Annotated in this window: 27 protein-coding genes; 10 read left to right on the forward strand and 17 right to left on the reverse strand. The window is 74.1% G+C overall.

All coding sequences use genetic code 11. The annotated features are described in order from the left end of the window. The first annotated feature begins 169 nt into the window (after positions 1–169). Positions 170–736 (forward strand): NUDIX hydrolase, encoded by a 567-nt coding sequence (locus ACFYWL_RS09925; RefSeq protein ID WP_386969887.1) that lies wholly within the window; start codon positions 170–172, stop codon positions 734–736. A 16-nt stretch (positions 737–752) separates the two neighbouring features. On the opposite strand, the gene fdhD is transcribed toward ACFYWL_RS09925, so the two are convergent. Further along, the gene (gene fdhD / locus ACFYWL_RS09930) at positions 753–1,634 is read right to left on the reverse strand and encodes a formate dehydrogenase accessory sulfurtransferase FdhD (RefSeq protein WP_386969890.1); all 882 of its coding nucleotides are present in this window, start codon (positions 1,632–1,634) and stop codon (positions 753–755) included. A gap of 6 nt (positions 1,635–1,640) precedes the next feature. Here fdhD and ACFYWL_RS09935 point away from each other — a divergent pair, with 6 nt between their 5' ends. The 3 genes from ACFYWL_RS09935 (at position 1,641) to ACFYWL_RS09945 (ending at position 3,793) form a co-directional block, all read left to right on the forward strand. After that, positions 1,641–2,300: a molybdenum cofactor guanylyltransferase gene (locus ACFYWL_RS09935; protein WP_386970533.1), complete on the forward strand. Its 660-nt coding sequence runs from the start codon at positions 1,641–1,643 to the stop codon at positions 2,298–2,300. A 2-nt stretch (positions 2,301–2,302) separates the two neighbouring features. Beyond that, complete coding sequence (locus ACFYWL_RS09940; protein WP_386970535.1) at positions 2,303–2,551, forward strand: DUF6457 domain-containing protein; 249 nt, start codon at positions 2,303–2,305, stop codon at positions 2,549–2,551. Between the two features lie 93 nt (positions 2,552–2,644). Then, entirely contained in the window at positions 2,645–3,793 is a 1,149-nt protein-coding gene (locus ACFYWL_RS09945) for a hypothetical protein (RefSeq protein ID WP_386969892.1), read from the forward strand. Between the two features lie 140 nt (positions 3,794–3,933). Here the strand turns inward: ACFYWL_RS09945 and ACFYWL_RS09950 are convergent, their stop codons facing one another. From ACFYWL_RS09950 to ACFYWL_RS09960, 3 genes are all read right to left on the reverse strand, one after another. Continuing rightward, positions 3,934–5,067: a helix-turn-helix domain-containing protein gene (locus ACFYWL_RS09950; RefSeq protein ID WP_386969895.1), complete on the reverse strand. Its 1,134-nt coding sequence runs from the start codon at positions 5,065–5,067 to the stop codon at positions 3,934–3,936. Positions 5,068–5,092: 25 nt separating this feature from the next. Next, the gene (locus ACFYWL_RS09955) at positions 5,093–5,281 is read right to left on the reverse strand and encodes a hypothetical protein (protein ID WP_386969898.1); all 189 of its coding nucleotides are present in this window, start codon (positions 5,279–5,281) and stop codon (positions 5,093–5,095) included. A 738-nt stretch (positions 5,282–6,019) separates the two neighbouring features. Continuing rightward, positions 6,020–6,472 (reverse strand): Lrp/AsnC family transcriptional regulator, encoded by a 453-nt coding sequence (locus ACFYWL_RS09960; RefSeq protein ID WP_386969900.1) that lies wholly within the window; start codon positions 6,470–6,472, stop codon positions 6,020–6,022. 59 nt (positions 6,473–6,531) lie between these two features. Here ACFYWL_RS09960 and ddaH point away from each other — a divergent pair, with 59 nt between their 5' ends. Next, positions 6,532–7,365 carry a dimethylargininase gene (ddaH, locus tag ACFYWL_RS09965; RefSeq protein WP_386969903.1) on the forward strand — a complete coding sequence of 278 codons (834 nt, stop codon included), beginning with the start codon at positions 6,532–6,534 and terminating at the stop codon, positions 7,363–7,365. Positions 7,366–7,441: 76 nt separating this feature from the next. On the opposite strand, the gene ACFYWL_RS09970 is transcribed toward ddaH, so the two are convergent. Together ACFYWL_RS09970 and ACFYWL_RS09975 are read right to left on the reverse strand one after the other, a co-directional pair. Next, the gene (locus tag ACFYWL_RS09970; RefSeq protein ID WP_386969905.1) at positions 7,442–8,647 is read right to left on the reverse strand and encodes an ABC transporter substrate-binding protein; all 1,206 of its coding nucleotides are present in this window, start codon (positions 8,645–8,647) and stop codon (positions 7,442–7,444) included. A 78-nt stretch (positions 8,648–8,725) separates the two neighbouring features. Continuing rightward, positions 8,726–9,523 (reverse strand): alpha/beta hydrolase family protein, encoded by a 798-nt coding sequence (locus ACFYWL_RS09975; RefSeq protein ID WP_386969907.1) that lies wholly within the window; start codon positions 9,521–9,523, stop codon positions 8,726–8,728. A 104-nt stretch (positions 9,524–9,627) separates the two neighbouring features. Between ACFYWL_RS09975 and ACFYWL_RS09980 the strand changes: the two genes are divergently transcribed. Then, a complete protein-coding gene (locus ACFYWL_RS09980) occupies positions 9,628–10,230 on the forward strand; it encodes a bacterial proteasome activator family protein (protein WP_386969910.1) in 603 nt (200 codons plus the stop codon). 39 nt (positions 10,231–10,269) lie between these two features. Here the strand turns inward: ACFYWL_RS09980 and ACFYWL_RS09985 are convergent, their stop codons facing one another. The 3 genes from ACFYWL_RS09985 to ACFYWL_RS09995 form a co-directional block, all read right to left on the reverse strand. Then, on the reverse strand, positions 10,270–11,082 hold the full coding sequence (locus ACFYWL_RS09985) for an HAD family hydrolase (protein WP_386969913.1): 813 nt from the start codon (positions 11,080–11,082) through the stop codon (positions 10,270–10,272). After that, entirely contained in the window at positions 11,082–11,903 is an 822-nt protein-coding gene (locus ACFYWL_RS09990; protein ID WP_386969915.1) for an HAD family hydrolase, read from the reverse strand. Before ACFYWL_RS09990 ends, ACFYWL_RS09985 begins: the two co-directional genes overlap by 1 nt. A gap of 239 nt (positions 11,904–12,142) precedes the next feature. Continuing rightward, positions 12,143–12,826, reverse strand: coding sequence for a hypothetical protein (locus ACFYWL_RS09995; protein ID WP_386969918.1), 684 nt, complete (start codon positions 12,824–12,826; stop codon positions 12,143–12,145). A gap of 159 nt (positions 12,827–12,985) precedes the next feature. Between ACFYWL_RS09995 and ACFYWL_RS10000 the strand changes: the two genes are divergently transcribed. The 3 genes from ACFYWL_RS10000 (at position 12,986) to ACFYWL_RS10010 (ending at position 14,739) form a co-directional block, all read left to right on the forward strand. Next, positions 12,986–13,417 (forward strand): OsmC family protein, encoded by a 432-nt coding sequence (locus ACFYWL_RS10000; RefSeq protein ID WP_043960915.1) that lies wholly within the window; start codon positions 12,986–12,988, stop codon positions 13,415–13,417. 127 nt (positions 13,418–13,544) lie between these two features. Next, entirely contained in the window at positions 13,545–13,886 is a 342-nt protein-coding gene (locus ACFYWL_RS10005) for a metallopeptidase family protein (RefSeq protein ID WP_386970538.1), read from the forward strand. Between the two features lie 130 nt (positions 13,887–14,016). After that, on the forward strand, positions 14,017–14,739 hold the full coding sequence (locus tag ACFYWL_RS10010) for an AIM24 family protein (RefSeq protein ID WP_386969921.1): 723 nt from the start codon (positions 14,017–14,019) through the stop codon (positions 14,737–14,739). Positions 14,740–14,846: 107 nt separating this feature from the next. Here ACFYWL_RS10010 and pheA read toward each other — a convergent pair whose 3' ends face one another. The 5 genes from pheA to ACFYWL_RS10035 all read right to left on the reverse strand — a co-directional run bounded on the left by pheA (position 14,847) and on the right by ACFYWL_RS10035 (position 18,428). After that, complete coding sequence (gene pheA / locus ACFYWL_RS10015; protein WP_386969924.1) at positions 14,847–15,803, reverse strand: prephenate dehydratase; 957 nt, start codon at positions 15,801–15,803, stop codon at positions 14,847–14,849. 9 nt (positions 15,804–15,812) lie between these two features. Beyond that, complete coding sequence (locus ACFYWL_RS10020; protein WP_386970539.1) at positions 15,813–16,325, reverse strand: hypothetical protein; 513 nt, start codon at positions 16,323–16,325, stop codon at positions 15,813–15,815. Positions 16,326–16,551: 226 nt separating this feature from the next. After that, a complete protein-coding gene (locus ACFYWL_RS10025; protein WP_386969927.1) occupies positions 16,552–16,935 on the reverse strand; it encodes an ACT domain-containing protein in 384 nt (127 codons plus the stop codon). A 115-nt stretch (positions 16,936–17,050) separates the two neighbouring features. Beyond that, the gene (locus ACFYWL_RS10030) at positions 17,051–17,509 is read right to left on the reverse strand and encodes a hypothetical protein (protein WP_386969929.1); all 459 of its coding nucleotides are present in this window, start codon (positions 17,507–17,509) and stop codon (positions 17,051–17,053) included. Positions 17,510–17,687: 178 nt separating this feature from the next. After that, entirely contained in the window at positions 17,688–18,428 is a 741-nt protein-coding gene (locus tag ACFYWL_RS10035) for a hypothetical protein (RefSeq protein ID WP_386969931.1), read from the reverse strand. A gap of 164 nt (positions 18,429–18,592) precedes the next feature. Here ACFYWL_RS10035 and ACFYWL_RS10040 point away from each other — a divergent pair, with 164 nt between their 5' ends. Beyond that, positions 18,593–19,789, forward strand: a complete 1,197-nt coding sequence (locus ACFYWL_RS10040; protein ID WP_386969934.1) for an arginine deiminase — start codon at positions 18,593–18,595, stop codon at positions 19,787–19,789. A gap of 58 nt (positions 19,790–19,847) precedes the next feature. On the opposite strand, the gene ACFYWL_RS10045 is transcribed toward ACFYWL_RS10040, so the two are convergent. The 3 genes from ACFYWL_RS10045 to ACFYWL_RS10055 all read right to left on the reverse strand — a co-directional run bounded on the left by ACFYWL_RS10045 (position 19,848) and on the right by ACFYWL_RS10055 (position 22,817). Next, complete coding sequence (locus ACFYWL_RS10045; protein WP_386969937.1) at positions 19,848–20,738, reverse strand: DUF5926 family protein; 891 nt, start codon at positions 20,736–20,738, stop codon at positions 19,848–19,850. A gap of 93 nt (positions 20,739–20,831) precedes the next feature. Next, on the reverse strand, positions 20,832–21,248 hold the full coding sequence (locus ACFYWL_RS10050; RefSeq protein WP_386970542.1) for an ATP-binding protein: 417 nt from the start codon (positions 21,246–21,248) through the stop codon (positions 20,832–20,834). Positions 21,249–21,362: 114 nt separating this feature from the next. Further along, positions 21,363–22,817, reverse strand: coding sequence for an ATP-binding protein (locus ACFYWL_RS10055; protein WP_386969940.1), 1,455 nt, complete (start codon positions 22,815–22,817; stop codon positions 21,363–21,365). Positions 22,818–22,871 lie beyond the last annotated feature (54 nt).

Below are 22,871 nucleotides of genomic sequence, written 5' to 3' on the forward strand. Positions count from 1 at the left end.
GTGTGTCGATCGTGGCACGGCGCAATGGCGCGGCGATATCCACAGTCGCGTGAGCATCGCCATAACAACCGGCGAGTAACCGGCCGCCGCCGTGGGGGAGGTCCGCCTGCGGCGGGCTCCGACTCGATACGATGGCCCGTTCCGAGTCCCGGCACCGCAGGAGCCGCACATGCACCACACCGCACCGGTGACGCCGATCGCGGCACTGCTCGCCGACTACCGGCCGCGTACCGATGTCGAGAGCGCCGACGTGCGCCGGGTCCTGGACCTCGTGGCGGCCGGCGACCCGTGGTCCCGCGACCTGCCGCTGCACGTCACCGCGTCGGCGTTGGTCGTCCACCCGCCGACCCGGCGCGTGCTGCTGCGGTGGCACGTGCGCCTACGGTCCTGGTTGCAGGTCGGCGGTCACGGAGACCCCGGCGAGCACGACCCGCTCGACGTCGTGCTGCGCGAGGGGGCGGAGGAGACCAACCTCGACGACCTGGTCTGCTGGCCGGACGGCGCGGTCAGGCAGGTGGTGATCCTGCCCGTGCCGGCCAATGCCACCGAGCCCGCCCACGAGCACGCCGATCTGCGGTTCGTGCTGGCCACCGGGCGACCCGAGCGGATCCGTCCCGAGCAGCCGGCCGCCGCGTTGCGTTGGCTGAGCCTGCCCGAGGCGCGTGCCCTCGTCGCCGAGCCGAACCTGCGCGACCTGTTCACCCGCGTGAAGGAACTGCTCGACCGGCACGGCTGACGCCTGACCGGGCTGCTCAGGCCCTGCCGACGCCGCCCTGCCCCGCCGGCCCGATGCGGTGGGCGCCCGTGTAGACGTTCATGGTCCGGCCGCGCAGGAAGCCGACCAGGGTCATGCCCGCCTCCTCGGCCAGGTCGCCGGCCAGGGTGCTGGGGGCGGAGACCGCCGCGAGCAGCGGCACCCCGGCCATCCACGCCTTCTGGGTCAGCTCGAAGCTCGCCCGGCCGGAGACCAGCAGCAGGTGCCCGGCCAGCGGCAGGCGGCCCTGCCGGACGGCCCACCCGACGACCTTGTCGACGGCGTTGTGCCGGCCGACGTCCTCGCGCAGCACCACCAGCTCCCCGTCGCCGGTGAACAGCCCGGCCGCGTGCAGCCCGCCGGTGCGGTCGAAGTGGCGCTGGGCGGCGCGCAGCCGGTCCGGCAGCTCGGCCAGCAGGCCGGCCGGCACGGTGAGCGGGTCGTCCGCGACGGCGTACGGGGAGCGGGTCCGCACCGCGTCGATGCTGGCCTTGCCGCAGACCCCGCAGGAGCTGGTGGTGTAGAAGTTGCGGGTCGGGTCGGCGGCGGGCTCGGGCACGCCGGGCGCGAGCACCACGTCGACCACGTTGTATGTGTTCGGGGTGTCCGGGCCGGCGCAGAGCTGGGCGGTGCGCACGTCCGCGTCGTCGCGGATCAGCCCCTCGGTGAGCAGGAACCCGATCGCCAGGTCGAGGTCGTCGCCGGGGGTGCGCATGGTCACCGCCAACGGCCGCCGACGTCCCGGACCGCCCGGCCCGACCCGGATCTCCAGCGGCTCCTCGACGGACAGGCTGTCGGGCCGTCGGGTCGCGACACGGTGCGGATCGGCCGCGTCGAGGTCGATCCGCAGCACGTTCCGCCGGTCAGTCGCCCGTCCCATCCCGCCATCCTGCCCGACGACTGCGCGACATGCCGCCACGACTGCGCCGGGCGGTACGGTGGCCGCGTGGGGGACTGGGCGGCGGTCGTGCTGGCGGGTGGGGCCGCGCGCCGGATGGGCGGCGTGGACAAGCCCGGGGTGCCGGTCGGCGGCCGGGCGATGCGCGACCGAGTGCTCGACGCCGTCGCCGACGCCGACGTCCGGATCGTGGTGGGTCCGGCCGGCCCGGTGCCGGCGGGCGTCCGGTCCACCCGGGAACGGCCGCCGGGGGGCGGGCCGGTGGCCGCCGTCGCGGCGGGGCTGTCCCTGCTGCCCGCCGGCACGACGACCGTGGCGCTGCTCGCCGCCGACCTGCCCCTGCTCACCCGGGACGCGGTGCGCCTGCTGCGCGACCAGCTCGCCGACCCGGCCGTGGACGGGGCGTGCCTCGTCGACGGCGACGGCCGGCGGCAGCAGCTGTGCGGGGTGTGGCGGGTCGCGCCGCTGCGGGCCGCGCTCGGCCGGCTCGCCACCGCCCGGGGCGGCTCGCTCGACGGCGCGGCGGTGCGGGCCCTGCTCGCCGGGTTGACGGTGCGCGACGTGCCCTGGCCCGGGACGGGCCCGCCGCCCTGGTTCGACTGCGACACTGACGAGGACGTACGCCGGGCGGAGGAGTGGGCACGTTGACGATGCTGGAGGACTGGGTGACGGCGGCCTGCGCGGAGTTGGGCCTCGATCCCGCCGAGGTGCCGGTGCCGGTGGTGCTGGACCTGGCCCGGGACGTCGCGCACCAGGTGCTGCGGCCCGGCGCGCCGGTCTCCGCGTACCTGCTGGGGTTGGCCGTGGGGCGCGGGGCCGACCCGGCCGCGGCGGCCGACCGGCTCGGCGCGCTGGCCGGCGGTTGGCCGGTCGAGCTGGGCGCGCGGCCCCCGGCCTGACGCCGCCCCGGCCCATCGGTGTCCGATGCCGGTCCGGCCTGATTCGGGCGCGGGTCGAGCTGGGTAGGGTGATCGCAACGGACGGAGGCGATCATGACGGTAGGCCACCCCTCGACGCCGGCCTCGGACCCGCCCGGCGGCTCCCCGCAGCAGGGCAGCCCGTCGGAGCGCGGCGGTCCGAGCGGCGGCCCGTCGGAGCACCAGCACGAGTCGATCCTGCTGGACGAGCCGACAACGGCCGACCTGCGGGCCAAGGTGACCCAGGCGTGGCGCGAGTTCGCCCGGGCCCTCGCCGAGCGGCTGCGTGAGCTGCCCGCCGGCACGCACGTCGAGCTGACCCTCGACCCCACCGCCTCCGGCACGGGCGACGCCGTCTACTCCATCAGCATCGACCTCGCCGACGACGGCCAGCTCTCCGCGTGGGCCGTCGGCAACGCGACCCTCCCGCAGGGCTACCGGCTGGACCGGGCGGCCGTCGCCGACATGGTGGCGCTCGGCTGGTCGCCGCCCGGGGTGGTCGAAGGCTCCGGCGAGCACTTCGGGCTCACCGGCGACACCGCCGAGGCGACCCGGCTGGCCGCCCTGCTCTCCCGCACCCTGCGGGACGTCTACGGTGCCCCGCACCCGGCGTTCCTGGTCTATCTGGTGCACGACGCCGAGGGCGGGCCCGTGCCGGTGGAGCCGCTGGGCACCGCGCGCAGCGAGTTCGGCTCGGACCAGGACGTCGAGGCGGACCTCGACGAGGCGCTGGCCGCCGCCCAGGGGCCGCGCAGCGACGTGCTGGCCCTGGCCGAGCAGGTGCGGACCGTGGTGTCCGCCATGCTCAAGTCCGACTCCGACAAGTTGCAGGTCGATTCCGACGGCGACATCAACATCCGGGCCGGGTCGGCGATGGTCTTCGTCCGGGTCCGCGACAATCCGCCGCTGGTCGACGTCTTCTCGCCGGTGCTCACGGAGGTCGAGCCCACCGAGCGGCTCTACGTGAAGCTGTCCGAGCTGACCAACCGGATGCCGATCGGGCGGCTCTACTGCGCCGACGACACCGTCTGGGCGTCCATCCCGGTCTTCGGCCGGGACTTCCAGGCCACCCACCTGATGCTGGCCGTGCAGGTGATGACCGGCCTCGCCGACGAGTTGGACGACCGGCTGCACGGCGAGTTCGGCGGGAAGCGCTTCTTCGGCGAGGGCGACAAGCCCGGCCGGCGGGACCAGGGCGAGCACCGCACCGGCATGTATCTCTGAGGCCGCCGGCAGGCGTCCCTTGGCCGGCGGCGCCTGCGCCGGCCACGGGGTCCACGACGACGGGCGGCGGGTGGGGCCCGGTCGGCCCGAGTGCCGGGCCCCACCCGCCGGCTCGGTGGGGCGTCGCGGCCTGCGGACCCTCAGGGGTGGTCGATCCACAGATCGAGGGGCCCGGTCTCCTCCTCGTCGGCGACCGGGGGGAGGACGCCCCTGGTCAGCCCGTCGCGCGGGTCCGGTGCACCCCACTGCGTCGGCCCGTGCTCGCCGGGCGCGGGTGGCTCCTGAGGGCCGCGTGCGGGGCGCGGCACCCGGGCGACCCCACGGTACCGGGGATAGGATTCCGTCGTGGCGAACCACCTCTGGTATGGCTCGGGCTGTGGGTCGCCGTCAGGTTCGGGAGCCGTTTCCGGCGGTGGTGTGGTCAACGGGGCCAAACCGTGTATGACGTACGGCCGAACCATTGCGCCCCGGGGGTCGTCCCGCCGTATCGACGGCCATTCGGGGTGGGCCTCGTAGGTGGCGAGCTTCGACCTCAACCGATGGATTTCGGCCAGTAGTTCGGCGACGACGGGCGGCTCGGGAACATGATCGACCGGGTCGGCGGCGGGTTCCTCCGCGGGCGTGGGGGCGAGCGGGAGCGCCCGACGTGTCGCGGCGGTCTGTAGCTTGCGGGTCCTGATCAGTTCGCGGGTCTTGAGCCAGAGGTCGTGCTCCTCCTCCGGGATGCCGCACACCTTCAGGAACGCGACGATCCGATCGGCCCGGGGCAGTGTCTTGCCGCCCTGTTTGAGCATGTCGAAAACGGTGCTGGCCGGCAGGGCGACGCCCTTGCCTCTGGCCCGGGCCTCGATCTCCTTGTAGGACGGATCGCCGAGGCGTTTGCGCACCTGCCGGAGCTTGGCCCGGAACTCCTCGACGGTTATCGCGTCCACCGGGTTGACGGAGCCGGCCAGGGCGTTGACCGTGGGCAGGGAGGTGGGCTGCTTCGGCCGGAAGGCCAGCGGGTCGACCTCCTGGGCGACCCGCTTCCACCTGGCCTGCCACTCCTCGACCGGCCCGCCGCAGGCCCGTACGTACGCCAGGGTCACCTCTCTGCTCGGCAGCCTGACGCCCTTGTCCGCCTTGGACAGGCTGCTCTTGTTGCTGTGTGCGTCGCGCGCCATGGCCTCGTACGTCGGCGTGCCGGCCCGATCGCGGAGCTCGCGCAACTCGCGCGCGAAATCCGCTATCGGGCCGGTCGGTGCCGGTCCGAGTGACGCCTTCTTCTTCGGCACCGAACCTGTCCGGTCGTTACGTCGGTCAGTGCCGCAGCAGCCGGATGGCCGTGCCGCCCAGCAGGCAACAGCACCCGATCGTCAGCTCCGGCTCGCTGCCAGCAGCGACCAGCGCCTTGATGAGAATGACGATCACGACCAGCGTGACCACCGCGGTCGCGGCCCGGTGCGCCAGGCACCCGTCGTCGCGAAGTTGAGCAGAAGGCGCAACCATCCGCATTCCTCTCTTCTATTGGAATTGGTGCGTCGACCTGGAATTTCGCTGCCCGCTGAATACCGGTGCGCCCTGCCAGGGGCGCGACGGATCGAACAACGTCTGAGATCTTCGCCGGAATGGGGGGCCGTAAGCAACAAGACCCTGTTTCTCGCGTCACCCGGAAATGGTTTGATCTTGATTCATGGGGCTAATTGCTCAAAAGGTGCATACCTTCTCCGTCCGGATTTTGCTCGCGTCCAGAATCCCGACCTGCCGGCGGAGCCCGCCCGCGTCCGGAGCGTGCGGCGGGCCGTCACCGGGGCATCACGTTTCCGCAGCGCAGGGGCGTGCCGGTCGAAGCCGGATCGCGTCAGGAAACACCGGATGGCGCGGAAAGCGCCGGCTCGGGAGGTGTCGCCCTCTGGAATGTCCGACCCGGACGGGCTTTTCCCCGGCGGGGAGCCTTCCCTCGGACCCGTCCCGAAGGGCACCATTGCCAGTGCGCAGCCACCCGGCGGCGACCGGTGGGGCGGGTAGCGCCCCAGTGGTGGCCGCTGACGTCCGTCGACCTGGACATGCGCTTTGCCTGGTCACCGTGCCAGCGGGGCCGGCGCGGGAAGGCGGCGTCGCTTCGGCGTCGCCTTCCTGCCAGCGGTGTTTCCCGCGCATCCGAAACCATCGACGCCGCCACCTCGCGCCGGAGGAGCGCCCGGGGGGCGCCCGTGCAGTGCCTCCGTCGCCGTCCGCATCGCCCGACTAGGAGGGGCCGACGCCGGGGGACTCGGCGAGGCGGGAGAGCACGATGGTGCTGCGGGTGGAGGTCACGAACGACTCGGCGCGCAGCCGTTCGAGGGCCTCCTCCAGGTGCGAGATGTCCGCCGCGCGCAGGTGCACCAGCGCGTCCGCCTCCCCGGAGACCGTGTACGCCCCGACCACCTCCGGATGCCGGCGGACGGCCACCCCGATCTGGGCCGGGGTGGTCCGCCCGGCACAGAACAGCTCGACGAACGCCTCCGTGGTCCAGCCGACGGCGGCCGGGTCGACGACGGCCGTGAATCCCCGGATCACCCCGGCGGCGCGGAGCCGGTCCACCCGGCGCTTGACGGCCGGGGCGGAGAGCGAGACCCGGCTGCCGATGTCGGCGTACGAGGCGCGGGCGTCCGCCACCAGCAACGCAATGATTCGCTGATCCACCGCGTCTATCTGCAACGTTCCGTCCTCAGGAAGCAATGGTTGTGGCTGTTACCAAGGTTCGAGGCTACCTACTCTTGGTTTCCGTGAACCAGCACCGGATCCCCCGAAAGCGGACATATCTCATGTGTTCGCCCGAGCACTTCGCCGTCGCGTACGCGATCAACCCGTGGATGGACGTCACCACGCCCGTCGACGCGGAGCTGGCGGTCAAGCAGTGGGACCGGCTGCGCGAGACGCTGCTCGGCCTCGGCCACGACGTGCACCTGCTCGCCCCCGAGGCCGACCTGCCCGACATGGTCTTCGCGGCCAACGGCGCGTTCGTGGTCGACGGTACGGTCTACGGCGCCCGGTTCAAGCACGAGCAGCGGGCCGCCGAGGCCGCCGCGCACCGCGCCTTCTACGAGGAGCGGGGCTGGCACTTCATCGCCCCGAACGAGACCAACGAGGGCGAGGGCGACTTCGCATACCTGCCGGACGCGCACGGCGGGCTGGTCCTCGCCGGCCACGGCTTCCGCACCGAGCTGCCGGCGCACGCCGAGGCGCAGGAGGCGCTCGGCCGGCCGGTGGTGTCGCTGCACCTGGTCGACCCCCGCTTCTACCACCTCGACGTGGCGCTGGCCTCGATCGACGACGGGAACATCGTCTACTACCCGGGCGCCTTCTCGGCGGCCAGCCAGCGGGTCCTCGCCCAGCTCTTTCCCGACGCGATCGTCGCGGACGACGTCGACGCCCTGGCCTTCGGCCTGAACCTGGTCAGCGACGGCGCGAACGTCGTCCTGAACAGCGAGGCGTCCCGGCTCGCCGGCAAGCTGAAGGCGGCCGGCTACACCCCCGTGCCGGTCGAGCTGACCGAGGTGCGCAAGGGCGGCGGCAGCGTCAAGTGCTGCATCGCGGAGCTGCGTGACTGACCGGGGCGACCCGCCCACGCGCACGGGCCGGTCCCGCCTGGGGAGACCGGCCCGTGCCGTGTTGTCGGGTGGGCGTTCAGCCCAGCGTGGCCAGCTCGTTGATCAGGACGTTGGAGAGCACCTGACCGTCGCGCTGCACCTTGCGCAGGTACCACTTCTGCTGCGGTGTTCGCGGCTGGTTGAACTGCCACGCCCCGCGCGGGCTGTCGATCTGGCCGATCTTGCCCAGCGCCAGGTTGACCTGCTGCGGGGTCGGGTCGCCCCCGGCCAGCCGGATCGCCTTGTCCAGCACCTGCGCCGCGTCGTACGACGCCATCGCGTAGGTGGTCGGGGACGCGCCGTGCGTCTTGCGGTACGCCGAGGCGAAGGTGCGGTTGGCGGTGTTGTTCAGGTCGGCGGAGTAGTTGAGCGCGGTCACGATGTTGCGCGCCTCCACCTCCTGCACCTCGTCGAGCACGGTGCCCTCGGTGAGGAAGCCGGGCGCGTAGATCGGGCCCGTCCAGCCCTCGCGGTAGAGCTGCTTGATGAACTGCACCGCCGCCGGCCCGGCGAAGTGGCAGAAGATCGCGTCCGGCTTGCGGGCCAGCGCCGTGCGGATGTCGGCCGCGTACGCGGTGCCGCCGGGCGTGCTGGTGGTGTCGGTCCAGATCACCGGGTCGGCGATCCGGGGGTCGCTGGACCCGGCCGTGCTGAACTGGGCCTGGAGCCCCTGGATCACGTCCCGCGAGCCGAGGTTGTCGGGGGCGAGGATGGCGACCCGGCTGCCGGTGGGCAGCCGCTGCGCCATGTACGGGCCGATCGCCCGGCCCGGCTCGTCCAGCACGTAGGAGGTGCGCCAGATGTAGACGACGCTCTGGAGGCTCTTCGGCGAGGCGTTGGAGCCGACCAGGGGCACCCGGGCCTTCTCCACGGTGTCCCGGATGCCCACCATGACGGCCGAGTTGACCACGCCGGTGAGCGCCAGCACGCCCTGCTTGAGCAGGCTGTCGACGGCAGCCTTGCCGGTCTTGGCGGTCTCGCCCTCGTCGGCGGTCACCACCGTCACCGGATGCCCGCCGAGCTGCTGGCCGTTGAGGGTGAGATAGAGCTGGAAGCCGTTGACGATCTCGTCGCCGATGGCCTTGAAGCCACCGGTCTGCGGCGCGATGAGACCGATCTTGACCGGCTTGCCGGCGGGGGCCGCCGGCCCTTCGTCGCCGTCCGTGGCGCAGGCGGCGGTCAGGCCCGTGGTACCGAGGGCGGCCAAAAGTTGGAGTGCCCGCCTGCGGTTCATCTGGGACACCGAGTTCCTTCCGGGAGCTGAGCTGGGCCGATACCGTCCCCTCGGCGTTCTACCCGTTCGGCGACGCTGCGTCAATGTTCAGTGATCAAAGTGCAAGGTTCGCAGCCCACGGGCCACCTCCGGCCAGGCGGCCGACTCCGGGTCGATCAGCCCGAAATGCTCGCATTCGGGAAGCTCCACGAGCCGTACCGGGCTGCCGGCCGCCCGCGCGGCGGCGGCATATGACCGGCTCACCCCCACCGGCACCTGCCGGTCCAGCAGGCCGTGCAGGATCACCGTCCGTGTCGGGAAGGGCACCAGCAGACGGGGGTCGGCGGCGGCGTACCGCTGCGGGTGCTCCGCCGGCCCGCCGCCGAGCAGCGCGGCCACCGCCCCGCCGTCCAGGTCCAGCCGGTACGCCTCGGCCAGGTCCGCGACCGGGGCGAGCGCCAGCACCCCCGCCACCGTCCCCGGCGCGGTGGCGGCGGCGTACAGGGCGAGGTGGCCGCCGGCCGAGTGGCCGACCAGCAGCGGCGGCCCCGGACGCAGCCCGTCGCCCAGCACCGGCCCGGCCAGCCCGGGCAGCGCCGCGACCCCCGCCAGCACGTCCGCGAGGGTGCCCGGCCAGCCGCCGCCCGGCTGCCCGGTGCGCCGGTACTCCAACTGGGCCACCGGGTAGCCGAGCGCGGCCAGCGCCGCCGCGAGCGGCCCGGTGTGACCCCGGTCGTACTCGGCCCGCCAGAAGCCGCCGTGCACCACCACGACCAGAGGGAGCGGCGGGCCGTCCCCCGCCGGTCGGCGCAGGTCGGCGACCTGGTCCGGGTGCCCGCCGTAGGCGACGGTGGCGTCCGGCGCGGGGGCGGGGCGGTCGAGCACGGCGCGGGGGTCGGCGGACATGCCGGCGACGGTAGCGCGGCGGACGGCCCCGACGGTGCCCGGTCGGGAACACCCGCCACCGGGTGCCGGTCCCGGCGAGCGGAGGGCCCACCGCCTGGGTCAAGATGGAACGCATGACCGAAGCGCACTCCGCTGGACAAGATGACGAGCCGGGCCGCGACGGCACCGGGCGATCCGGCACCGTGGTGGTGGTCGGCCCGGACGGCCGCCCGGTTGGCACCGTGCAGACCGACGAGGCCGCAGGCGAGGACCCGACCCGCCTGGTGGAGCAACCCGCCAAGGTGATGCGGATCGGCAGCATGATCAAGCAGCTGCTGGAGGAGGTCAAGGCCGCCCCGCTCGACGACGCGAGCCGGCACCGGATGCGCGAGATCCACGAACGGTCGATCGTCGAGCTGAAGGAGGGCCTGGCCCCCGAGCTCCGCGAGGAGCTGGAGCGGATCTCGCTGCCCTTCACCGAGGACAAGGCGCCCAGCGAGGGCGAGCTGCGGATCGCCCACGCCCAGCTCGTCGGCTGGCTGGAGGGGCTGTTCCACGGCATCCAGGCGGCCCTGGTGGCCCAGCAGATGGCCGCCCGGGTGCAGCTTGAGCAGATGCGCTCCGGCCGGCAGGCGCTGCCCAGCGGCCCCGCCGGGATGATGCCGGGCATGCCGGGCATCGGCCAGCCGCAGGGCGGCGAGGGGCACAGCACCGGGCAATACCTGTGACCGTCGCGCGCCGGGTGAGTCGCAGGCCCGGCGCGCGTCTCACCCCACCCCGAAGACCTTCTCCAGGTACGCGGCCACGCCGTCGGAGGTGTTCGCCGCCGTGACCTCGTCGGCGATCGCCAGGACGGCGGGGTGCGCGTTCGCCACCGCCACCCCCCGGCCGGCCCAGGTCAGCATCGGCACGTCGTTGGGCATGTCGCCGAAGGCCAACACGTCCCGTTCGTCGATCCCGAGCCGGGCGCAATACCAGGCCAGGCCCGCCGCCTTGGTCACACCGGCCGCCGAGATCTCCACCAGCCCCGTGTACGACGAGTGGGTCGCCTCGGCCAGCCCCCGCAGGGCCCCGGCGACCACCTCCAGGAACACGTCCGGGTCCTGCTCCCCGGCGCGGGCCAGCAGCTTCACCGCCGGCACCGAGTGCAGCTCCTCGGGCGAGGTGATCGCCCGGATCGCCTCGGCGTCGGCGTCCCAGCGCAGCGGATAGCCGGCCTCGTGCCGCATCTCGCGGCTGTCCACGATCTCCACCGCGAAGCTGACGCCGGGCACCTCGGCGCGCAGCCGCCGGGCCACCTCGGCGAGCAGCTCCGGCGCGAGCGGGTCGGCCCGGATCACCTCGTCGGCCACCGGGTCGTACACCACCGCGCCGTTGGCGCAGATCGCCGGCAGCGGCTCGGCGAGCTGGTCGTACACCAGTTGGAGCCAGCGGATCGGGCGGCCGGTGACCAGCACGACCGGCGTGCCCCGCGCGGACATCCGGGCCAGCGCGTCGCGGGTGCGGGGGCTGATGGTCCGCTCGTCGGTGAGCAGGGTCCCGTCGATGTCCGTGGCGACCAGCCGAGGTGTCTCTCCCATCACCGGGAGAGTAGTCGGTCCAGGTAGACCGCGACCCCGTCGTCGTCGTTGCGCAGCGTCACCTCGTCGGCGGCGGCGCGGACGGTCGGGTGGGCGTTGGAGACGGCCACCCGGGACCACCCGGCCCACTCGAACATCGGCAGGTCGTTGGGCATGTCGCCGAAGACCAGCACGTCGGCCGGGTCCACCCCGAGCCGCTGCGCCACGACGTGCAGCCCGGACGCCTTGTCGACCCCCGGCGGGGAGATCTCGACGAAGCCGAGCCCGGCCTGGGTGAGCGCGGCGACCTCGGGGCCGATGATCCGGCGGGCGGTCTCCAGCAGCGCGTCGACGTGGTGGTCGGCGGTCCGGGCGAACGCCTTGATCACGTCGGTGGCGAGGCACTCGTCGCGGGTACGCGGCTCGAACAGGTCCGGGTACGGCCAGCTCGGGTGGTAGTCGCCCCAGAGCGGGGCGCCGGCCTCGCCGGACGCCTCGACCATCACGGTGAGCGGACCGACCTCGGCCTCCAGGTCGGCGAGCAGCCGCGCCAGCACCTCCCGGGGGAGCCGCTCCTCGCGCAGCACCTCCGGCCCGGCCGGGTCGCTCTGGTCGACCACCCAGCCCCCGCCGGCGAGCACCAGGAAGTCGGCGGCGCGGATGTCGTTGCGGGTCAGTTCGGTGAGCCGCGGCCCCCGGCCGGTCGCGCCGACCACCGGGATGCCGGCGGCCCGCACCCGGTCGAGCACCTCATGGGTGTACGCGGAGACGGTCTCGTCGCTGCGGACCAGCGTCCCGTCGAGGTCGGTGGCGATCAGCTTGGGCAGGCCCGGGCGGGTCATGGCTCCTCCTTCGCCCGCCGCCGTCGCGCGCCGGCCCTGTCTCTGGGTCGTCGGTGCCTCGACCGGCAGTGACGGCGGGCAGCCACCGTACCTCGCGCAACCGGGCGCGACCATGGCTTCCCGACGAACCGGGCGGCAACTCGACACCACACCGAGGTTGCGCGCCCCGTCTTCCGGAGTGAGAAGGGGACCCTTCTCGACCGCGGGCGTTAACAGGGGGCCCTTCCTTGCTCCGGGCGCTACTCCGGGCGGGCGAAGGGGACCGTCGGCTGCACGGTGAGGTCGGCCGGCCCGGGCAGGTCGGCCTCGTCGGCGAACGGGCGCTCCGCACGCGGCGCGCCCTCGTCCGGTCGCCCGGCGTCGGCCCGGCCGGCGAGGTACAGCGCCGCCGCCAGCAGCACGCAGGCCGCGAAGGCCGCCACCAGCCCCCGGCCGTACTCGACCTGGAAGCCGTCCTCGGAGGAGTAGAGGGCCCGCCGGCCCGGGTCGTCCAGCGACATCGACGCCGCGACCAGGACGCCGATCATGGCCGTCGACAGGGCGAGGCCGGCGACCCGTGCGTCGTGCCGCACGGCGGCGCTCCCCCGCAGGGCCAGGGCGGCAGCCGTGACCAGCGCGAACAGGCCCACCAGGTAGCCCAGGCCGAAGCCGCCGACGTCGGACACCCCGCCCGGCACCCGCAGCGTGCCGCCCTCGGGGCCCCCGGTCGGCACGGTCATCACCAGCCACTCCCCGACCAGCGAGGCGAACGCGGCCACCGCGCCGAGGCCGGCCGCCACCAGCGGGAGCCGCCGGTCCCGCCCGAGCCGGGACAGCGGGCGACCCGCCCGCCCCGGCGGGTCGGGCTCGGACCCACCCCACTCCAGGACGGTGGCGTCGCCGGACCGGCTGTCCTGCCGGGGGATGGGAAGATCCTCGGACATCGGCCACCTCTCCGCGTTCGCGGGCCTGAACCTCGTGGGCCTGAGCCGAATCATGACACAGCAGGCACCGCGTGGCCGGGAACGCGACCGCCACGATCGGGGCGGACCGATCACGGGCAGCGGCTCGCCCGCCGCCCGGCTTTCGGTTAGCGTCGGGTCATGCCTATCCGTACCGCTTCCGCACGCTGGCAGGGCGATCTCACCGAGGGTTCCGGCACGGTCCGCACCGGCAAGGGCGGGCTCCAGGGGAACTACTCCTTCAAGTCGCGATTCGAGGAGGGCGAGGGCACCAACCCCGAGGAACTCATCGGGGCCGCCCACGCCGCCTGCTTCTCGATGGCGTTCTCCAAGCAGCTCGCCGACGCCGGGGCGACCGGCACGTCGGTGGAGACGACCGCGAAGGTGCACTTCGACAAGACCGACGCGGGGATGACCGTGACCCGGATCGACCTGGAGACGGTCGGCCAGGCCCCGGGGCTCGACGAGGCCCAGTTCGCCAAGCTGGCCGAGACCGCCAAGGAGAACTGCCCGATCTCGCGTCTGCTCTCCCCGGGCGCCCAGATCAGCCTCACGGCCCGGCTCGCCTCCTGAGGTCTCGCGCGCGCACGTGACGCGGAACGGTCCCCATCCGCGCCGGATGGGGACTTTTCCGTACGAGCGCCGATCTTGGGCACCCTGCGCGGGGCGGCTCGGGGACAATGGGGGCGTGGCGGTCCAGATGAGCCGGGAGCGCTTCGAGGAACTGGTCGGGGACGCCCTCGACGAGGTCCCCGAGGAGCTGCTGCGGCTGATGAGCAACGTGGTGATCCTCGTCGAGGACGACCCGCCCCCCGGCGACGGGGACCTGCTCGGCCTCTACGAGGGCCACGCCCTCACCGAGCGGGGCTGGGACTACGCGGGCGTCCTGCCCGACCGCATCTTCATCTACCGCCACCCCATCCTGCGCATCTGCGACACCGACGAGGACGTCGTCGACGAGGTGGCGGTGACCGTGGTGCACGAGATCGCCCACCACTTCGGCATCGACGACGAGCGGCTGCACGACCTCGGCTGGGGCTGACAGGCGGCCTCCTCGTCCCCGCCGTCCGGTCCGCGCCGCGCGACGGTGGGCCGGCCCCGCTCGGCCGATGTCACCCGTTGCGCTGGTCACCTACCCTCCGGGCAGACACCCCGAGTCAGGAGGCACTTCCATGCGCAGCGCGCTGTTCTCCGCCGAGAACCTGGAGAAGGAGTCCGCCCAGCCCGGCATGCGGCTGCAGAACTCCAAGATGTTGAAGATCGAGCTGAACGGCGAGGCGATGGCCCGGGTCGGGTCGATGGTCGCCTACCAGGGCCAGGTGCAGTTCCAGGCGCTCGGCTCCGGCGGCCTGGGCAAGTTCCTCAAGCAGAAGCTCACCGGCGAGGGCGTGCCGCTGATGAAGCTCAGCGGCCGGGGTGACGTCTTCCTCGCCGAGCTGGCCAAGGACGTGCACATCATCGACCTGGAGCCCGGCGACGCGCTGTCGATCAACGGCTCCAGCGTGCTGGCCTTCGACTCCAGCCTGCAATACGACATCCGCATGGTCGGCGGCGCCGGGATGGCGTCCTCGTCCGGCCTGTTCAACTGCGTGTTCACCGGCCACGGCCGGATCGCGATCACCACGAAGGGCACCCCGGTGGTGCTCAACGTCGACGCACCGACGTACGTCGACCCGCAGGCCGCCGTCTGCTGGTCGGCCAACCTCCAGACCGGCTACCACCGGGCCGAGCAGTTCGGCCTGGGCACGCTGCTGGGGCGCACCACCGGCGAGGCGTTCACGATGAGCTTCGCCGGGCAGGGCTTCGTGGTGGTGCAGCCCTCCGAGGAGCCGCCCGTCGCCGGCAGCGGCGCCCAGGAGCAGCAGGGCGGCCTGCTCGGCGGCCTGCTGAGCTGACCCGTCGCCGCGCGGGCGACGAGCTGACTCGGGCGGGGCGCCCCGACCCGGGGGCGCCCCGGTGTCAGCCCGCCGGCGCGGGCCGGGCCGGGCCGGCGAGGCCGGTGTCAGCTCAGCTCGCCGGCGCGCAGCCGGGCCAGCCAGGCCGCCGCGTCGGCGTAGTCGGCGTCCGACAGGCCGGCCGGCGCGGGGATGGGCCGGTCACCCGCCGGCTGCGCCCACCGGTGCCGGGGGTACGACCCGAGGAACCGCACCTGGGCGCAGACCCGCCGCAACCCCTGTAACGCCTCCCCGAGCCGCGGCTCGGCGACGTGGCCGGTGCAGTCGAGGAAGAAGACGTACCGGCCCAGCGCCTCGCCCGTCGGGCGGGACTCGATGCGGGTCAGGTTCACCCCGCGCACGGCCAGCTCCATCAGCACCGACAGCAGCGCGCCCACCCGGTCGTGGGCGATGTAGACGGCCAGCGAGGTCAGGTCGTCGCCGGTGGGGGGCGAGGGCGGGCCCGGGCGGGACAGCAGCGCGAACCGGGTCACCGCGTCGGGATGGTCGGCGATCTTGTCGGCGAGCACCGCCAGCCGGTGCCGGGCGGCCCCGATCGGGGCGCAGATCGCCGCGTCGTACTCGCCGGTGGCCGCGCCGGCCGCAGCGGCCCCGTTGGAGAGCACGTCGACCACGACCGCGTCCGGCAGGTGCGCGCGCAGCCAGCCCCGGCACTGGGTGGACGCCTGCGGATGGGCGGCCACCGAGCGGATCGCCTCCGGCGACGCCCCCGGGCGGGTGCCGAGCACGAACTCGACCGGCAGGATCACCTCCCGGGTGATCACCAGCGGGTCCCCCTCGGCCAGCTCGTCCAGGGTCACGCCGACCGCGCCGCCGATCGAGTTCTCCAGCGGCACCAGGGCCGCGTCGGCCTCCCCGGCGCGGACGCTCTCCAGGGCCTCGCCGACGCTGCGGGCGGGCGTGCAGGTGCCGCGCTCGGCGGCTGGCACGGTGCGCAGCGCCTGCTCGGCGAAGGTGCCCTCGGGGCCGAGGTAGACGAAACGGGTGGGCGGTGTTCCCGGCATGCCGCCAGCCTACGCACCCGGCACGGTGCCCGGGACGGCGTCGCAGGCGAGTGCCCGGATGCCGGGCGGCCCGGCGACCCGCACCTCGATGGTGCAGACGTCGGTGCCCGCGGTGACCAGCTCCAGGTCGCCCGGCCGACCCCGGGTGACCACCTGCAACTCCTCGTGCCCGGTCACCCGCAGCACCGTGTACTGCCAGTCCCCCGCGCAGAGCGGGCCGTCGCCCGCCCGTACCGCGACCGAGCGGGACAGCACCCCGGCCGGGCCGCGCAGCAGCGCGACGACCCGGTCCACCGACGGGCCGTCGCGGCAGGGGCCGGCGACCAGGTCGGAGGCCGGGGTGGTCGGCGGCCCCGCCACCGGCGGGGTGACCGCCGGTGGGCCGGTGGGCGGGGCGGAGGCCGGCGGGGGCGGGCCGGGGGTGCCGGTCGCGCCGCTGCTGGGCAGGGCGGCGGGCTGGCGCAGCTCCGGCGGCGTGCCGCAGCCGGCGAGCGTGACGACGAGGACGGCGAGCAGCGTGATCGCGCCGGACGTGCGGGAGGAACCGGGCGTGCCGGGCGCGCGGGACGGACCGGAGACGCCGGGCGCGCGGGACACCGGTCGGTGCGGTGCGGATGGCGGCACGAGCCGATCCTTGCATCGGAGAACGTCGTTGTGGCCGGATGGCCGAGCCCATCGTAGGAGCCATCGGCGCGGCCGTGAAGGCCCACCGGGCGGCGTCTCACGCGGGCGACCGTGCGGGGGGCCGTCAGTCGAGGACGCGGTGGCCGGCGCGGCGCAGCGCGGCGGTCGCCTCGCCCAGCCGCACGGCCGGGACCAGCACGTGGTCGGTGTCGTACGTGGAGAACGCGACCGGATCGACCCGCGCCTCGGTCAACGGGCCGATCAGCGCGGCGAGGGTGCCGGTCACCGCCTGGCCGAGCGGGCCGACGATCCGCAGGCAGCGCCAGTCGGTCTCCACCTCGGCCGGCGCGCGGGGGGACGGGCAGATCACGGAGACCCCGTCGGCGGCCCAGCTCACGCTGACCACCTCGGCGTCGCCCAGCTCGCCCCAGAGGGCTGGCCCGAGGGCGGAACCGACGGCCAGCCGACACACCGCGTATTCCCCCGGCAGCAGAACGACATCGACCATGAGGGCACCCTACGGCCTGGCGGGTGCCGGCCACAGCTCCCCCAGGGTGCGGCGGACGCCACATTCGCCCAGGTCAGGGCCGAGATGAGCCGGCCCGCTCTGCGCAGGAGCCGGATCAGACCTCGGAGAAGAAGGTGAGCGACCCGGCGACCAGGCCGTCGGTCAGCACCGGCGTCGAGATGGCGTCGACCGTCGGGTCCGTCCGGCCCGCGGTGGCAGCCTGCACCCGCAGCAGCCCCCGGGCGAGACGCCCCGAGTGCAGGGCGAGCAGCGGCGGGATCTTGTCGGTCTCCTGTTCGGTCAGCTCGCCCCGGTGGGCGGTGAAGTCGAGCAGCCGCAGGCAGCCGTCGAGCAGCGGCAGGCCGATCACGTCGTCGGGGCAGCCCAGGCAGAGCAGTCGGCAACCGGATGCCGACACCGCGACGACCCGGGTGTCGGCGTCGATCAGGAGGCAGGGCTCGTCGGCCCGGGCCACGGTGGCGGACCACTGCCCGAAGTTGTCGGACTCCTGCTCCAGCGGTGTCCGGGCGGTGGGCACGAACACTTCCGAGAGCGAGAGTTCGACGTGGGCCACCGCGCCTCCTATGTACACCGACGGTCTGTCCACGCTAACCGGTCGTCGTGGGCGTCGCCGACCGCGCCGGGGCCGCCGGGACGCCGGGGATCGGTTGCCCTCACCCCGGGCGGCAGGCGACGGCGCGGCCGGTGGTTGCTCCGGGTGCGGGCCGGACCGCGTGGCGTCGCGGGAGACGTTACCGGCGGTTGGCCGGCTTGTCAGCCGCCGTTCGGCCGCCGTCGTACCACCGGTAGTCGCCGGCTGGACGGTACGTGCCGTTCATCCAGGTCCCCGGGTGCTGCGCCACGCGGGCGAGCTTCTCGGCCGTGGTCGGGGTGATCCGGTTGCCTCCGGCCACGAGCAGGCGGTCCAGCTCGCGGTGGGTGGCCATGAGGCAGTCCTTCGGCAGGCCGTACACGCTGATGACGCCGGACCCGACGAAGGTCAGCACCGGCGTCACCGGGATGGGCAGCCCCACCGCCTGGGAGAGCACCTTGCTCGCCCGCTTGGCGTCCCGGCGGGCCTCGGCCACGTACGGCGGGCGCTTGCCGTTGATCTGCACCACGTCGCCGGCTACCAGCACCCGGGCCCGGCCGTGGTCCGCGATGGTCACCGCGAACAGGCCGCCGGGCCCGATGGCGAGGAACCCGGCCCGGTCGTCCTGGGACGGGTCGAGGAGGAGGTCCGTGGTGTCCGTGCGGGGCCACTCGACGACGTGCCACCCCGGCCCCAGGTGGTCGAGCCGGCCCAGGGCGCGGGCCCCGGCCGCTTCCAACCGGCGGGCCCCCCGCTCGGCGCGTCGGCGACGGGCCCAGTCCAGGGGGCTCGGACGGACCGGGTCGAGCACCCCGGGGGCTTCCGACCCGGGGTGTGGCACCCCGACGGGCGGCAGTGCCCGTGCGGTGGGTGCGGCTCGACGTGCGGGAAAGACAGTCATCGCGACCTCCGGCAAAAGGTCCCTCGAAGTTATGTCCTCACTACCCTACGTTGCCATACCGGGTACCCGGCAAGTCGGAGCGCCGGAGTGAGTGTGGATGAATGCCATATTCATCCACAGACGTTTTACCGGATGCCGCCAAACCCTGCCCTACCCTTGGCCGGGTGACCCACTACGTGGACAGTGAAGTAGGCCGCCTCGGCACCGTGCTGCTGCACCGGCCGGGCCCCGAACTGGCCCGACTCACCCCCCGGAACAACGACTCGTTGCTGTTCGACGCTATCCCATGGGTCGGACGGGCACAGGAGGAGCACGACGCGTTCGCCGCCGAGCTGCGCGCCCGGGGCGTGGAGGTGCTCTACCTCGCCACCCTCCTCGCCGAGACCCTCGCCGTCGCCGAGGCCCGCGCCGAGCTGACCGAGCAGGTGCTCAGCTCACCCCGACTCGGCGACAGCCTGCGCCGCCGCGTGGCCGACCACCTCGCCTACCTCGACCCCGCCGCCCTCGCCGACGTGCTCATCGCCGGGCTCGCCCACGAGGAGCTGCGGATCAGCAGGGAACGGCCCGGAGGGCTCGTCTACTCCCTGATGGACCGGCACGACTTCGTGATCGATCCCCTGCCCAACCTGCTGTTCACCCGCGACTCGTCACTGTGGATCGGCGACCGGGTGGGGGTCACCAGCCTGGCCATGCCCGCCCGCCGAAGAGAGACGAGCATCACCGACGCGATCTACCGGCACCACCCGCGCTTCGTCGGCACCGAGTTCGTCTACCACGCCGGGCTGGAGCACCTGGAGGGCGGCGACGTGCTGCTGCTGGCCCCGGGGGTGCTCGCGGTCGGGGTGGGCGAGCGGACCACCCCGGCCGGCGCGGAGCGGCTCGCCCGGCAGGTCTTCGCCGCCGGTCTGGCGCACACCATCCTGGTGGTGCCGATCGCCCAGGAGCGCGCCACCATGCACCTGGACACCGTCTGCACGATGGTCGACGTCGACGCCGTGCTGATGTACGCGAACGTGGCGAGCAGCCTCGCCGCGTACACCGTCGTCGCCGGACCCGACGGCGAGCCGCAGGTGGACGGGCCCGCGCCGTTCCTGCGGGCCGCCGCCGACGCGATGGACCTCGACCAGCTCCGGGTGATCGACACCGGACTCGACCCGGTCACCGCCGAGCGGGAGCAGTGGGACGACGGCAACAACACCCTCGCCATCGCCCCCCGGCTCTGCGTCGGCTACGAACGCAACACCGGCACCAACGCGCAGCTCGAACGGGCCGGCATCGAGGTGATCCCGATCGCCGGGTCCGAACTGGGTTCCGGCCGGGGCGGCCCGAGATGCATGTCCTGCCCCCTGGTCCGCGAGTAAGGAAGGGCCCCCTGTTAACGCAAAACGTTGCACAGGGGGCCCTTCCTAACAGCCGCGCTCAGCGCAGGGTGAGCTGCCGGCCGAGCAGGCCGTGCCGGGCGCGGCGGCCGGCGGCGTCCAGCGGCTCCTTCTCGGCGAGGGCCTCGGCGTAGCGCGCGGCGAACTCCCGCACCGGCTCCTCCCAGTCGGCCGCCGGGACGCCCTCGGGCAGGTCCCAGACCGGCACGAGGCGTCCGTGCGCGCGGAACATGCCGGCGAACTTCGTGTCCCCGGCGAGGGGCAGCGTGCCGGCGGCGCTCAGCCGGGCCAGCGCGTCCAGCGCGGCGTCCTCGTCGTCCGGGAGCACCCAGCGGACGTGCGCCTTCTCCGGCACCTGGCACCAGTACGCCGCCCGCGCCGCCGCCAGCCGCACCGTCGGGTAGATGGCCGCGTTGGCCCGCTCCAGGGACGCCTGGACGGTCGGGTCGTCGGCCGCCCCCGGGTCGAGCCAGAACTCGAAGCCCTCGTGCATGCTGATCTCCAGTGGCCCGTCGACCAGGATGTCCTGGAGGCGGGGGCCGGGGCCGGGCAGCGGCGGCACCGTGACCGTCCGGCCCGGCTCGGTACGCAGCGCGCAGAGCAGCGCCTCGGCCAGGTCCCGGGAGACGTCGCCCGACTGCTGGTGGCGCTGGAGCCCGACGAAGACGCGGCCGTCCGCCTTGGTCATCGCCGGTGCCGCCATCGGCAGCACGGTGGCGAGGGTGACCGGGCGGTCGCCGTGCTCCTCGACCAGCTCGGGGACGAGGCGCAGCGGCGCGGACGCGGCGGGGACCAGCTCGCGCAGGGCGATCCACTCCGGCTCGTCGGCCAGTCCCTCGAACGGCCGGGGCACGAAGACGTCCCGCACCTTCTCCCGCTTCGGGGCGACGCTGGCGTCGGCGGCCCGCTGGATCCTTCTACGCTTGCTCACGGCGAGACAGCCTAGAGCCCGCCGCCCGCCGGGGTGGGGAGGACCCGCCCCGGCAGGCGCTCCGGGGCGGCTCAGCCGGGCTCCCGGGGCGGCTCAGCCGGCGGCGACGAGATCGGTGCGGGGCGTGGCGGCGGGCTCGAACTCGGCCCACACGCTCTGCCCGAGGCCGTCCCGGTCGACGCCCCACCGGCTGGCCAGGCCGGCGACGATGTGCAGGCCACGGCCGTCGACCGCGTCCGGGCCGGCGCTCCGGACCAGCGGCCCGACGGCCGCCCCGCCGTCGGTGACCCGGAGCTGGACGAACGGCCCGTCGGGGGTCCGGCGCAGCCGCCAGGCCACCCGGACCACTCCGCCGGGGAGCGCGTCGGCGTGCCGGACGGCGTTGCCGACCAGCTCGGCCAGGACCGCCACCAGGTCGGCCAGGAGCACCGGCGCCACGGCGTCGGCCAGCTCGTCGGCGAGCCGGTGCCGGGCCAGGCGCGCGCCGGTCGGATGGTGCGGCACGACCACGCACCACGACCGCTCGACCGGCTCTCTCACCACCGCCGCTTCCTCTCACACCCCGTTGCACCCCGGCCGTGGACACCTGCCCCCGGGACCGCGCGCCCGGCCCGCCGGCCAGGCTCAGCCGCGCGGCAGCCGGACCTCTGCGACCGTACCGCCACCTGCCCTCGGTCGGAGGGACACCCAGCCGTTCTGCTGTTCAACGATCCGCCGGACGAGATAGAGGCCGAGCCCCGCGCCCGGGTACCCCCGGCGATCGCCGGACTCGCCCTGCCAGAACCGGTCGAACGCCCGCTCGACGTGCTCCGGCCGGATGCCGATGCCCCGGTCGCTGACCCGGAACGAGACGGTCCGCTCGTTGCTCTCGGCGGTGATCTCGATCGGGGTGCCGGGCGCCGAGTACTTGTCGGCGTTGGTCCCCAGCTCGGTCAGCACCGTCGCCAGCGACTGCCGGCTGCCGAGCGCCCTGGGCAGGCCCTCGGGCACGTCGAGGACGACCCGGCGGCGCAGGTCGGTGGGCAGGTCGGCGACGGCGGCCCGGAGCGCCTCGCCCAGGTCGAACGGCATGGACGGCTCGCCGGGCCGGCCCTCGGTGGCCGAGGTGAGCAGCCGGTCGACCAGCCGGGCGAGTTCGTTGGCGCGCTGCCCGATGACCCGGGCGGCCTGCCGCCGGTCGGCGTCGGTCAGGGAGTCCCAGTGCTCGGTGAGGGTGTCCGCGTACCCCTTGATGACGGTGACCGGCGTGCGCAGCTCGTGGCTGGTCACCGCGACGAAGAGGTCGCGGTCCTGGTGGCGGAGCTGCTGGTCGGTGATGTCCCGGAAGGTGACCACGCGCAGCGCCCCGGGGCCCGGCAGCTCCCCCGAGGTGATCTTGATCCAGCGGCCGTCCGGCAGCCGGTGGTCGAGGACCTGCCCGGACGGGGGGAGGGGGAACGGCAGCGCCCGGTTCAGCGACTCCGCGACCGACCGGCCGGTCACCTGGGCGGCGGCCGGGTTCCAGAGCCGCACGCGCCCGTCCCGGTCGACCACGGCGAGCCCGTCGGCCAGCGCCGCGACCACCGGGCCGTCGCCGTGCACCGGCAGCCCGCTCTGGTCGTTGTACATGTGGGCGATGCAGGAGGCGATGTACGCCACCACCTCGTGCTGCCCGGCGGCCGTCGAGTCGTCGTCGTCCGAGTAGAACGCGTGCAGGCTGCCGACGGTCAGCCCGCCGATTTCGGCGCGGGCGGCCACCATCCGGCGTAGTCCCCGGTCGACCAACTCGGCGCCGATCGGGCCGGGGATGCGGTCCACCCGGACGTCGCGGACCCGCGGGCCGGAGAGCAGGCAGACGGTGGCCGGGTCGGTGGCCGACACGGGCCTGCCGACGGCCCACTCGGCGCCCCCGGTCGCGGCGATCACCCGGCCGCCGGTGGGCGCGAACTCCACGAAGGCGGTGCTGGCCGCCCCGATCGCCGGCTGGACCACCTGGAGCAGCCGGGCGAGGACGGGCAGACCGGCTTCACCAGAGTTGATCATCTCGATAACCCTGCCATGGCCGGTTATCAGGGCGGCGAGGTCGGTGCGCTCCGGCATGTCCCGAGTGTGCCGCGCCGACCCGTTCCCCGACACCCCCGCGCGGGCGGCCCC

It is taken from the genome of Micromonospora sp. NPDC002575 (genome assembly GCF_042889525.1).
Lineage (GTDB): Bacteria > Actinomycetota > Actinomycetes > Mycobacteriales > Micromonosporaceae > Micromonospora > Micromonospora carbonacea.